We start from the raw sequence: 11,184 nt of genomic DNA on the forward strand, positions 1-11,184 counted from the left end.
ACCCATCCGACCGCAACCGATCACAGCCGATCCGGCCCGCTACCGAGGAGTTCCCGGCATGAGCGACAACCAGCACGTCAGCGCCAACCGCAAGCTGCTGGAGCACTACTACGAGGAGTGCCTGAACAAGGGCAATCTCGACGCCGTCTACGACAAGGCCGTCCCGGACCACATCAGCCACGGCACCCGCGCCGACGGCTTCGAGGGCGTGGAGCACCTCAAGGAGTGGGTCCGCATCCAGCGCGCCTCCTTCCCCGATCTGCACGTCGTCGTCGACGAGTGGATCGAGGAGGGCGACAAGGTCGTCCAGCGGTTCACCGCCCGCGGCACCCACTCCGGCGAGGACTACTACGGCATCCCGGCCGCCGGCCGGAAGATCGAGATCTCCGGGATCGTCATCGACCACTTCGTCGACGGCAAGATCGTCGAGAGCTGGTTCTCGATGGACGGCATGGAACTCGCCCAGCAGCTCGGCGCGCTGGGCTGAGCCCGCGCGGAGCCGGTCCCCGGCTCCGCCCACCCGCCCCGGACGGCCGGGGGCGTCCCCGTCGATGCCCGCGCCCCCGGCCGTCCGGCACCCACCCGCTTCACCCACCCGGTACCACACCGTGCCGAACCCGGTGAGGCCCCCCAGCAACCCCCGACAGGCCCTGACAACGCAGAACCCCCAGGAAGGGGAAGGCACGATGACCCAGCGCTCGACCGCCCTCGTCACCGGGTGCTCGTCGGGGATCGGACGAGCCACCGCCCTGCGCCTGCACGCCGCCGGCCACCGCGTCTACGCCAGCGCCAGGAACCTTGCGACGCTCGACGAGCTCGCCGCGCGCGGCCTGCGCACCCTGGCCCTCGACGTCACCGACCCCGCATCCGCGAAGGCCGCCGTCGAGGCCGTCGAGGCCGAGCACGGCGCGGTGGACGTCCTCGTCAACAACGCCGGATACGGGCTGTCCGGGACCTTCGAGGAGACCCCGCTGGACCAGGTCCGCGACCAGTTCGAGACCAACGTCTTCGGCCTGGTCCGGCTCACCCAGCTAGTGCTGCCCGGCATGCGCGCCCGCGGCGCCGGCACCGTCGTCAACGTCTCCTCGATCTTCGGCCGCTACGCGGCCCCGGGCGGGGGCTACTACCACGCGAGCAAGCACGCCGTCGAAGCCCTCAGCGACGCGCTCCGGCTGGAGACGGCGGCCTTCGGTATCCGGGTCGTCCTCGTCGAACCCGGACCCGTGCGCACCCCCTGGGGCCGGCGGTTCCTGGACCACATCCCGGACGGACGGACCCGCGCCGACTCCCCGTACCGCCGCTTCCACGAACGAAGCGCGGCCTACTACGACGCCATCTACAACGGCACCCGCAGAACGCTCGCCGGCACCTTCGCCATCGAGGCCGAGCAGGTCGCCGACACCATCGTCCGGGCCGTCAGGTCCCGCTCCCCGCGCTCGCGCTACCCGGTCGGCTTCCTCGCCGCCAGCACCATCGCGCTGCGCCGGCTGACCCCGGACCGGATCTTCGACAACGCGTTCATACGGCGCCAGTTCCCGGTCCCGTGAGCGGCGGATCCAACAGCTGACCAGGCGAACCAACGAGGTGACGAGAGACATGACCACCCTGGCACCGACCCCCGCGACCGCCCCGCGCGGCGCCGTCGCACCCGGCCCGCGGGGAGTCCCCCTGCTGGGCAACCTGCCCCAGTGGAAGTCGGACACCGCCCAGTTCCTGCTGCGCGCCCAGCGCGACCACGGCGAGGTCGCCCGGCTGCGCCTCGGCCCGTACACGGTGCACCTGGTGACGGCTCCCGACGCCGTGGGACGGGTCCTGAAGGAGAACAGCGGCAACTACACGCGCGGGGTGCTCTACGAGCAGTTCCGGATCGTCATGGGCGACGGGCTGCTCACCACCGACGGCGACTACTGGAAGGCCCACCGGCGCGCGGTCCAGCCCGTGTTCCTGCGCAAGGCGGTCGCCGCCATCGGCCCCAACGTGGTGCGCGCCACCCGCGAGATGCTCGACGACTGGGAGGTCCGTGCCCGCCGCGGCGAGCCCGTCGACCTGGTCACCGAGACCCTGCGCCTGACCCTCGTCACGCTCAGCCGCTCACTGTTCGGCTACGACATCCGCCCTGCCGCGCCGGTCATGAAGGACATCGTCGACAACGTGATCGAAGTGATGTTCAAGCACGGGTCGGTCGGCGAGATGCTGCCCTCCTGGCTGCCGACCAGGCGCAACCGGCTCATCGCCCGCGACCGGCGGATCTTCACCCGGCTCGTCACCGAGATCCGCGACCGGCACGCGGCCACCGGGGAAGGGCCGCTGATGGAGCTCATGGAGGCGGCCACCGACCCGGTCACCGGCGCCCGCTGGACCGACGACGAGATCCGTGACGAGATGCTCACCATCTATCTCGCCGGACACGAGACCACCGCGGTCGCCCTGCTGTGGACTCTGGTCTCCCTCGCCCGCCACCCGTCAGTCGGCGAGGAGCTGGACGAGGAGCTGGCACGGGTGCTGGGCGGCGCCGAGCCCGCCGCCGAGGACGTGGAGCGGCTGCCGTACACCAGCCAGGTCGTCGACGAGAGCCTGCGGATGTACCCGCCGATCTGGATCTACCCACGGGACGCCGTGGCCGACGACGAACTCGGCGGCTTCCACATCCCCGGCGGCTCCTCCGTGCTGCTCTCGCCCCTGGTCTCCCACCGTAACCCCCGGTACTGGGACAACCCCGAGGCCTTCGACCCGCACCGCTTCGACCCGGAGCAGGTCAGGGAACGGCCCCGGATGACCTACTTTCCGTTCGGTGCCGGCGCCCGCATGTGCATCGGCAACTTCATGGCCCTGCTGGAACTGCGGATGATCACGGCCATGATCCACCAGCGGTTCCGGCTCAAGCTGGTGCCCGGCGACTTCCTGCGCTACGGAGACACCTCCATCTCGCTGCGCCCGCTGACCAAGGTGCTCGCCCTGCCTGAGCCGCGCGAGGCGGGAGCCCGGGCATGACCACCGCCGCCGATCCGCCGCACGCCGCCCCCACGGCCACCTCCGGCACACCCGACGTCGCCGCCGCCGTGTCCGCCGCCCGCAGCGCGCAGCCCGCCTGGGACGCGCTCGGCTTCGCCGGGCGGCGCAAGGCCCTCCAGGCCTGGTGCGCGCTGATCCTGCGCCGCTCGGACGAACTGGTCGACCTCATCCGCGCCGAAACCGGCAAGACGGCCGACGACGCCCGGCTCGAGGTGATCCTCGCCGCCCACCACCTGCGCTGGACCGCCGCCCACGCCGCCCGGGTCCTCGGCCCGCGCCGGGTCTCGCCCGGGCTGCTGATGTTCCCTCACGCGGTCACGGTGGCCCACCGCCCGCTCGGGGTCGTCGGCGTCATCGGCCCCTGGAACTACCCGGCGTTCATCCCCGTCGGCCCCGTCTCGGCCGCCCTCGCCGGCGGCAACACCGTCGTGCTGAAGCCCAGCGAACTCACCCCGAGGACCGGCGAGTGGCTGGCGGCCACCCTCGCCGAGGTCACCGGCGGGATCCGGGTGCTGCACGTCGTCACGGGAGACGGGGCGGCCGGCGAGGCGCTGTGCCGGGCCGCCGTCGACAAGATCTCCTTCACCGGCTCCAGCGCCACCGCACGCCGCGTCATGGCGGCGTGCGCCGACCGGCTGACCCCGGTGGTGATCGAGGGCGGCGGCAAGGACGCCATGATCGTCGCCGCCGACGCCGACCTCGACGCCGCCGCCGACGCCGCGGTCTGGGCGGCAATGACCAACGCCGGGCAGACCTGCGTCGGCCTGGAACGCGTCTACGCCGTCGATACCGTCGCCGACCGATTCCTGGACCTGGTCACCGAGCGCGCGGCCGCCCTCCGCGTCGGCGACGGGCCCGACGCCGACCTCGGCCGGATCGTGCTGCCCCGGCAACTCGACGTCATCGCCGCCCAGGTGCGCGACGCGCTGGCCCGCGGCGCCCGCGCCGTCCTCGGCGGCCCGCAGTCCATCACCCCGCCGTACGTCGCGCCGATCGTCCTCGCCGACGTCCCCGAGGACGCGGCCGCCGTCACCGAGGAGACCTTCGGACCGGTGCTCGTCGTGAACCGGGTGACCTCCGTGGCGGAGGCCGTGGAGCGCGCCAACGCCAGTGACTACGGACTGGGCGCCTCCGTCTTCACCCGCGACCGCGGGCGCGGCCGCGGCGTCGCCGCCCGGCTGCGGGCCGGAATGGTGTCCGTCAACGCCGTGATCGCCTTCGCCGGAATGCCCGCCGTCCCCTTCGGCGGGGTCGGTGACTCCGGTTTCGGCCGGGTCCACGGCCCCGACGGGCTGCGCGAGTTCACCCGCACCCAGGCCATCACCAGCCAGCGGTTCCGGCCGCCGATGCAGCCCACCTCCTTCCGCCGACGCCCCGGCACGATGCCGACCCTCGTGCGCCTGGTGCGCACCCTCTACGGCCGGTGACGGCGCTCCCGGCCACCTGGCGCCGACGCGTCGCGCACCCGCCCCCCAAAGGAGCACGCAGAACGTGACCACCACCCTGACCACCGGGCTGGCCCGGCTCGCCGACCCCGCCTCCCGGGCCCACCCCTACCCGCTCCTGCGCGAACTGCGGGAGGCGTCACCTTTCACCGACCCCGCGAGCGGCATCGTCGTCGTCGGCCGCCGGGCCGACTGCGAGACCGTGCTGCGCAGCCCCCGGGTCGGGAGCAATCGGCTGGGCGCCGGGATCACCAAGGTGCCCCAGCAGCCCAACCTGATGAACCTGGACGCGCCGGACCACACCCGGCTGCGCCGGCTCGCCGGAAAGGCGTTCAAGCCGCGGGTCGTCGAACGCTGGCGGCCCCGGGTCAGGGCCATCGTGCGCGAACTGCTCACGGACATCGCCGCGAGCGGCGCCGACGGCGTGGACATGGTCTCCGCCTTCGCCTACCCACTGCCCGTCCGGGTCATCTGCGAGATGCTCGGCGTGCCCCGCGAGGACCACCCGGTCTTCGAGAAGTGGGCGCACTCCATCGCCTACACCGTCGACCCCCAACTGGTCCCCGGCGAACTGACCACCGAGGTCGAACGCAACGTCGAGGAGGCCCGCGCCGGCTTCGTCGGCTACTTCTCCCGGCTGATCGCGGAACGCAAGCGGGAACCACGCGCCGACGTCCTTTCCGAGCTGATCGCCGCCGAGGAGGGAGGTGACCAGCTCGACGAACGGGAACTGATCCTCACCTGCGTCCTGCTGCTGGTCGCCGGCCACGAGACCACCGCCAACCTGATCCTCAACGGCGTCCTCGGCCTGCTGCGCCACCCCGACCAGCTGCGGCTGCTGCGCGAGCGGCCCGAACTCGCCGAGGCGGCCGTCGAGGAGGTCCTGCGCTACGACGCCCCGGCCCAGATGGTCACCCGGATCGCCCGGGAGCCCTTCACCCTGGGCGACCACGAAGTGGCCGCCGGACAACCTCTGTTGCTGCTGCTGGCCGCCGCGAACCGGGACCCCCGCCAGCACCACGAGCCCGACCGCTTCGACATCACCCGGGGCGATCCGGGACACCTGGGCTTCGCCGCCGGACCGCACTTCTGCCTCGGCTCGGTGCTGGCCCGCATGGAAGGCGCCATCGCTCTCGACGCCTTCGCCCAGGCGTTCGTCGAGCCGAAGCTGGACGAGGCGTCGCTGCACTACCGGCCGCACGTCGCCGTACGCGGCCCCGACCATCTGCGGATCACCTTCCAGGCCGTCCGGCTCGACTCGCTGCCCGCCGCCGGCCCGGCCGAGGAGAGCGAGGCCGCACATGGCTGAGCGGCAGTGGGAGGTGACCGTCGATCAGGAGCGGTGCGCCGGCTCCGGCGTGTGCGTGGCCGTGGCGGCCGGCCACTTCGTGGTGCGCGACCGCCGGTCCCACGCGCTGAGCCCCGTCACCGCACCCGACGACGCGGTCCTGGACGCCGCAGAGACCTGCCCCATGGAGGCCATCACGGTCCGCGAGTCCGGCACCGGCACCCTGCTCGCCCCGGTGGAATGACCGCGCCCGACGCGGTCCGGCCGGGTGACCTCGTCACGGTGACCCACCGGCCGCACCCGCTCGCCGGCCGGCGGCTGCCGGTGCGCGCGGTCCGCGGCCGCGGTGCCGAGAGCCTGCTGTGCGAACGCCCCGGCGGCGGGCTGGTGACCGTCCTGCGGTCCTGGACGGACCGGGCATCGGACGCCCGGCCCGTCCAGGACCGCGAACCACGCCGTGCGGCGGGACATGAGATACGCCTCGCGGCACGTCCCGAGATCACCGGCGGCGGTGCCTTCCAGGTCTCCGACACCGCCCTGCACCGGCTGCGCGCCTCGCTGGCGCTGTCGGTGGAACGCCTCGTCGGGCTGGACGCCGCGAAATACTCCGCCACCGCCGGAATTCCGCGGCCGCCGCACCGGCTTTTCTCGGCAGCTGAGAAAGAGAGGCCGGTTTCTCATCCCGTGAGAAAGCGCGGACGGAATGTGGCGACGTCTGATTGACGAAGCCTCAGAACCTGTTGTTAAGCTGCCCGGACCGATTTTTCGGCCGGGGGCCCGGGGATATTCCGGCGGCGAGAAGAGAATCACCCCGATTCATGGGAGTTGTCCGCATGACGAAAAGGCCTGCCGCCCTCCTGCGAGGCTGCGGGAAACTGCTCCTGGGCATGGAGTGGGACCCCGTACTGGGGCGTGCGGCAGTGGTGCACCTGATCAGCGGCGCCTCCTTCTCCACTTTCTGGAGTTATGCCGGCGTCTGGGCGATCGAGGCATTGGGCGCCACCACCGGTCAGGTGGGCGTCATGTTTCTCCTCAGCGCCGTCCTCAGCCCGCCCGCGGCCTGGCTGGGCGGTTTCGTGTCCGATGTGGTGGGCCGCCGCAGCGTGTTGGTGATGAGCACCGGCATCCAGTCCCTGCTGATCCTCGGTCTGTGCCTCGTCGGACACAGCGCGGCCTGGGGCATCGCCCTGGTCGTCGTGGCCGGGGTGGTGTGGGCACCGGGACGCTCCGCCGTCAACGCCATCGTCGCGGACGTCACCCCGCCCGAACGCCACGACCAGGCGTACGCGGCCCTGCGCACCGCCAACAACCTCGGCGTCGTCGTCGGCCCCCCGCTGGCCGCGCTGCTCCTGTTCCTCGGCGACTGGACCGCGTTTGTGCTCGGCATCGCCCTGCTCGGCGCTCTCACCTGCGGGCTCGCCGTGCGGCTCCTGCCCCGCGACCGGGTCCGCGGCCCCCGCGGCGGCACCGCCGCGCAGACCGCGCGCGTGGTGCTGACGGACCGGTCCCTCCTGCTGCTGCTGGTGGCGACGCTCCTCGGATTCATGGTCTACATGTCCTTCGAGACGGTCCTGCCGGTCATCGCCGTCACATCCTTCGGGTTCGCGCCCGAGACCTGGGGCCTGCTGTACGCGGTGAATCCCGTGGTGGTGCTGCTCTTCCAGATGCCCCTGACCCGCTGGACGCGGAGCTGGCCGACCTCGGTCACGCTGAGCCTCGGCGTGCTGCTGATGGGCCCTCCGTTCCTGCTCTTCCTGGTCTCCCATCACATGGCGGTCGTCGTGCTGGTGGTGCTCGTCTTCGCCTTCGGCGAGATGCTCTGGGTGCCCACCATGCAGGCCACCGTCGCCCGCCTGGCGCCGCCCCACCTGCACGGGGCCTACCTCGGCGGTTACACCAGCAGCCAGCTGCTGGCCTGGATGATCGCGCCGCTCACCGGACTGCGCCTGGAGGAGGCCCTCGGGGAGCGCGCCATCTGGGTCTTCTTCACCGCGCTGTCGGCCGTCAGCGTCGTCGCCGGACTCGCGGCGGTCCGCCGCCGGCACCGCATCACGACGGGCGACCGCAAGGGCCACCGCATCGACGACCGCGGCAGCCATCGCCTCGCCGCCCGCACCGCCGACCGGGCCGATGCGCCGGCGTCCGTCCACCCCGACCCCTCCCCGGAGAAAGCCCCGTGAGCCACGAACCGCGCGCCGTCAGCTGGACGGGCACCGCCCTGTCCCTCATCGACCAGACGGCCCTGCCCCGAACCCTCCGGCGTCTGGACGTCCGCGACGTGGACACGCTGATCGACGCGATCGTCCGGCTCGCGGTGCGCGGAGCTCCCGCCATCGGGGCGGCCGGTGCCTACGGTGTCGCCCTGGCCGTGGCCCAGGCCCGTCGGGAGAACTGGACCGACCGCGAACTGGCCGACGCCGTCGCCCGCCTGCGCGCCGCGCGCCCCACCGCGGTGAACCTCGCCGTCTGCGTGGACCGGGCCGCCGCGCGGATCCCGGAGGGCCTGGACGCCGTACTCGCCGAGGCCGACGCCATCATCCGCCAGGATCTGGCGGCCAACCGGGCCATGGCCGAGGCCGGCGCCGACTGGCTGCTCAAGCGGGTGGACGCCGACCGGCCGCTGCGGATCCTCACCCACTGCAACACCGGCGCGCTCGCCACCGCGGGTATCGGCACCGCGCTCGGTGTCATCCGGGAACTGCACGGGCGGGGCCTGCTCGAAACGGTGTACGTCGACGAGACGCGTCCCCTGCTGCAAGGGGCGCGGCTGACGGCGTGGGAGCTGGCGCAAGAGGGAATCCCGCACCAGGTGCAGGTGGACGCGGCGGCCGCGGCCACCGTCGTCGGCGGGCTGGTCGACGCCGCGATCGTCGGCGCGGACCGGATCACCCGCAACGGCGACACCGCCAACAAGACGGGCACCCTGGGCATCGCCCTCGCCTGTGCCCACGCGGGTCTGCCCTTCATGGTGGCCGCGCCCACCAGCACACTGGACCTCGCCACGGCCACGGGCGCTTCGATCCGCATCGAGCAACGCGGGGAGGAGGAGGTGCTGAACCTGACAGCCGGCGCCATCACCGCCCCGAACGGCACCCGGACCCGCGCCCACAACCCCGCTTTCGACGTCACCCCCGGCACCCTTGTCACCGCGCTGGTGACGGAACGAGGGGTCCTGGAGGTCGCTGCGGGCGAACTGCCGGGGGACCACTGGAACTGACGCCGAGCCCGGCCGACCGGTTCGCCTGGCAGGGGAGGGCCGGGGCGGTGCCCCTTCCCCGGCGGGCCGGGGGGCGGCTCCCTTGGCCCCCTTCCCCCCGACCCACTCGCCTCGCCGCCTACCGGCCCCGCTCCTGCGCGAGCTCCAGTTCGAGCAGCCACTCCACGACCTCCGTGTGACGGCGGGCCTCTGAGAGGTCCGCGCCCCACGTGTACAGGCCGTGGCCCGCCACCACGACCCCCGGGACCAGGGGGTTCAGGGCTGCCTGAAGGCGGTCGCCGAGGACGCGCATGTCCTGAGAGTTGCCGATCACCGGCAGCACGACCTCTTCGTCGTGGGCGGAGCGCCCGATGCCCTTGAGCATCTCCAGGTCGCGGAACACGATGCCACCGGGCCGTCGGCGGCCCATCGCCACGGAGGCGACGGTGTGCACATGGACGACGGCGCCGGCGCCGGTCAGCCGGACCACCCGCGCGTGCAGGGCGGCCTCGGCGGACGGCTTCCCGGCGGCCCCGGTGCCCGGCACCGCCCTGCCCTCCCCGTCCACCGGCACCACGTCCCGCGCACCCAGCTCGCCCTTGTCCAGCCCGCTCGCGGTGACCAGCAGGCGCAGCGGGTCCCGGCCGGTGACCACGGACAGGTTTCCCGATGTGCCGCGCATCCACCCGAGTGCCGCGAACCGCGCCGCCTCCGCGGCCAGCGCCCCGCCCCAGCCCGTCGTTCGAGGCGCGCCCGTGGTGATGGTGCCCGTCATGCCGTTCCCTCCGCGAGTTCCAGGTCGAGGTCGAGGTCGATGTCGGTGAAGGAGCGCGCCGCGGGGTGGGCCGTACGGCCCGACGCGCTGTGCGGCTCCTCCGGACGGATCAGGGCGCCGGTCAGCCATCCGGCCTCCCGCGCCGCGTCCAGTTCGCTCGCCCGGTCGGAGAGGAACAGGGTGGCCGCGGGCGGCACTCCGGTGGCGGCCGTGATGGCGCGGTAGGACGCGGACGCCGTCTTGGGCCCGGCGGTGCGGGTGTCGAAGAAGCCGCTGACCAGCGGCCGCAGGTCGCCCTGCGGGGTGTGCCCGAACCAGGAGCGCTGCGCGGACACCGAGCCGGAGGAGTAGACGTACAGACGCGCTCCCCGCTCGTGCCAGCTCCGCAGGACGGGGACGACATCGGGGTAGAAGTGCGCGGTGAGATCGCCGCGCGCGAAGCCTTCCGCCCAGATGATGCCCTGGAGCGTCTTCAGCGGGGTGACCTTCCGGTCCTCGTCCAGCCACGCGCCGAGGGCACGCTCGACCCGGTCGGCGTCCGCCTCCGGCTCGCCGATCAGCTCCCGGACCTGCTCGACTGCGGCCCGGACCTCCGGCTCGTCCCGCCGTTCGGTCAGCAGCCGCGCGAAGCGCCGGCGCGAATAGGGGTACAGGACGTCCGTGACATGGCGGGTCGCGCTGGTGGTGCCCTCGATGTCGAGCACCACGGCCGTCGCCCTGAAGCGCGGCGTCACACGCTCACCCCGGTGTAGCCGGCCCGCAGCGTGTCGAAGTCGGGGAAGCGCGCGGCGATGTCGCTGCCGGTGAACGTGCCGATCCAGCCGTCCTCCTCGTGGAAGAAGCGGATCGCGGTGAACGAGGGCCGGGTGCCCATGTCGAACCAGTGCGTGGTCCCCTTCGGCACGCCCAGCAGGTCGCCCTTCTCGCAGTACACGGCGTGCACCGCGCCGTCGACGTGCAGGTAGAAGACACCGGCCCCGGAGACGAAGAAGCGGACCTCGTCGTCGTCCTCGTGGGTGTGCTCGGCGAGGAACTTCTCCCGGGCCGCGCGGGCCCGGTCCGCCCAGTCCGGGGAGCCGTCCGGATGCAGCGAGACGACGTCGACGGTGCGGAAGCCCTCCCGGGCGGTGAGCGCCCGCACCTCGTCGGCGTAGGCGGCGAGCACGGCCTGTGGGCCGGCGCCCGGCGGCAGGTCGTCCCGCACGGGCCACTGCTCGTAGGCGACGCCGAGCGGGGCCAGCGCCGCCCTGATCTCCTCCGGATCGGAGGTGCGGCGCAAAGCGGTCTCCGGGCCGGAATCGGGCCAGGTGGTCAGAAGCGTCATCAGCACTCCATCCGCGAAAGAAGGCCGGCGGGTCCTTCCCGGACCACCGGAGGATTTCACGTCGGTGGATCGTACGGCATTCCGAGGGCGCCCGGCAGAGCGAACTCTTTCCTTTCTCGCCGGCCGAGAAGAACGGAATGTTTC

12 protein-coding genes are annotated in these 11,184 nt (G+C 72.8%); 9 read left to right on the top strand and 3 right to left on the bottom strand.

Annotated elements, in window-relative coordinates; all coding sequences use genetic code 11:
- Window positions 1–58 precede the first annotated feature (58 nt).
- The 9 genes from IF78_RS43510 to mtnA all read left to right on the top strand — a co-directional run bounded on the left by IF78_RS43510 (window position 59) and on the right by mtnA (window position 8,962).
- On the top strand, window positions 59–487 hold the full coding sequence (locus IF78_RS43510) for an ester cyclase (RefSeq protein ID WP_037640169.1): 429 nt from the start codon (window positions 59–61) through the stop codon (window positions 485–487).
- 199 nt (window positions 488–686) lie between these two features.
- A complete protein-coding gene (locus IF78_RS0110585) occupies window positions 687–1,547 on the top strand; it encodes an oxidoreductase (RefSeq protein WP_031480670.1) in 861 nt (286 codons plus the stop codon).
- A gap of 49 nt (window positions 1,548–1,596) precedes the next feature.
- A complete protein-coding gene (locus tag IF78_RS0110590; RefSeq protein ID WP_051827672.1) occupies window positions 1,597–2,991 on the top strand; it encodes a cytochrome P450 in 1,395 nt (464 codons plus the stop codon).
- Window positions 2,988–4,439, top strand: coding sequence for an aldehyde dehydrogenase family protein (locus tag IF78_RS0110595; protein WP_051827674.1), 1,452 nt, complete (start codon window positions 2,988–2,990; stop codon window positions 4,437–4,439). The genes IF78_RS0110590 and IF78_RS0110595 overlap by 4 nt, the downstream gene beginning before the upstream one ends.
- Window positions 4,440–4,503: 64 nt before the next feature.
- Window positions 4,504–5,766 carry a cytochrome P450 gene (locus IF78_RS0110600; RefSeq protein ID WP_051827676.1) on the top strand — a complete coding sequence of 421 codons (1,263 nt, stop codon included), beginning with the start codon at window positions 4,504–4,506 and terminating at the stop codon, window positions 5,764–5,766.
- Window positions 5,759–5,989, top strand: a complete 231-nt coding sequence (locus IF78_RS0110605) for a ferredoxin (protein ID WP_031480662.1) — start codon at window positions 5,759–5,761, stop codon at window positions 5,987–5,989. Before IF78_RS0110600 ends, IF78_RS0110605 begins: the two co-directional genes overlap by 8 nt.
- Window positions 5,986–6,468 carry a hypothetical protein gene (locus tag IF78_RS0110610; protein ID WP_031480659.1) on the top strand — a complete coding sequence of 161 codons (483 nt, stop codon included), beginning with the start codon at window positions 5,986–5,988 and terminating at the stop codon, window positions 6,466–6,468. Before IF78_RS0110605 ends, IF78_RS0110610 begins: the two co-directional genes overlap by 4 nt.
- Before the next feature lie 110 nt (window positions 6,469–6,578).
- Window positions 6,579–7,925 carry an MFS transporter gene (locus IF78_RS0110615; protein ID WP_158751332.1) on the top strand — a complete coding sequence of 449 codons (1,347 nt, stop codon included), beginning with the start codon at window positions 6,579–6,581 and terminating at the stop codon, window positions 7,923–7,925.
- Complete coding sequence (mtnA, locus tag IF78_RS0110620; protein ID WP_031480655.1) at window positions 7,922–8,962, top strand: S-methyl-5-thioribose-1-phosphate isomerase; 1,041 nt, start codon at window positions 7,922–7,924, stop codon at window positions 8,960–8,962. Before IF78_RS0110615 ends, mtnA begins: the two co-directional genes overlap by 4 nt.
- A gap of 118 nt (window positions 8,963–9,080) precedes the next feature.
- Here mtnA and mtnB read toward each other — a convergent pair whose 3' ends face one another.
- The 3 genes from mtnB to IF78_RS0110635 are packed head-to-tail and all read right to left on the bottom strand — an operon-like array spanning window position 9,081 to window position 11,040.
- Window positions 9,081–9,716 (bottom strand): methylthioribulose 1-phosphate dehydratase, encoded by a 636-nt coding sequence (gene mtnB / locus IF78_RS0110625; protein ID WP_031480653.1) that lies wholly within the window; start codon window positions 9,714–9,716, stop codon window positions 9,081–9,083.
- On the bottom strand, window positions 9,713–10,450 hold the full coding sequence (gene mtnC, locus IF78_RS0110630; RefSeq protein ID WP_031480651.1) for an acireductone synthase: 738 nt from the start codon (window positions 10,448–10,450) through the stop codon (window positions 9,713–9,715). Before mtnC ends, mtnB begins: the two co-directional genes overlap by 4 nt.
- Window positions 10,447–11,040 (bottom strand): 1,2-dihydroxy-3-keto-5-methylthiopentene dioxygenase, encoded by a 594-nt coding sequence (locus IF78_RS0110635; protein ID WP_031480649.1) that lies wholly within the window; start codon window positions 11,038–11,040, stop codon window positions 10,447–10,449. The genes mtnC and IF78_RS0110635 overlap by 4 nt, the downstream gene beginning before the upstream one ends.
- Between the last annotated feature and the right edge of the window lie 144 nt (window positions 11,041–11,184).

It is taken from the genome of Streptomyces bicolor, assembly GCF_000719285.1.
GTDB lineage: Bacteria > Actinomycetota > Actinomycetes > Streptomycetales > Streptomycetaceae > Streptomyces > Streptomyces bicolor.

Excerpts from the sequence above, each read along its gene's own strand:
- IF78_RS0110610 (WP_031480659.1), top strand. The coding sequence starts at position 5,986 with ATGACCGCGCCCGACGCGGTCCGGCCGGGTGACCTCGTCACGGTGACC.
- IF78_RS43510 (WP_037640169.1), top strand. The coding sequence starts at position 59 with ATGAGCGACAACCAGCACGTCAGCGCCAACCGCAAGCTGCTGGAGCAC.
- IF78_RS0110585 (WP_031480670.1), top strand. The coding sequence starts at position 687 with ATGACCCAGCGCTCGACCGCCCTCGTCACCGGGTGCTCGTCGGGGATC.
- IF78_RS0110590 (WP_051827672.1), top strand. The coding sequence starts at position 1,597 with ATGACCACCCTGGCACCGACCCCCGCGACCGCCCCGCGCGGCGCCGTC.
- mtnB (WP_031480653.1), bottom strand. The coding sequence starts at position 9,716 with ATGACGGGCACCATCACCACGGGCGCGCCTCGAACGACGGGCTGGGGC.
- IF78_RS0110635 (WP_031480649.1), bottom strand. The coding sequence starts at position 11,040 with ATGACGCTTCTGACCACCTGGCCCGATTCCGGCCCGGAGACCGCTTTG.
- IF78_RS0110615 (WP_158751332.1), top strand. The coding sequence starts at position 6,579 with ATGACGAAAAGGCCTGCCGCCCTCCTGCGAGGCTGCGGGAAACTGCTC.
- IF78_RS0110605 (WP_031480662.1), top strand. The coding sequence starts at position 5,759 with ATGGCTGAGCGGCAGTGGGAGGTGACCGTCGATCAGGAGCGGTGCGCC.
- IF78_RS0110595 (WP_051827674.1), top strand. The coding sequence starts at position 2,988 with ATGACCACCGCCGCCGATCCGCCGCACGCCGCCCCCACGGCCACCTCC.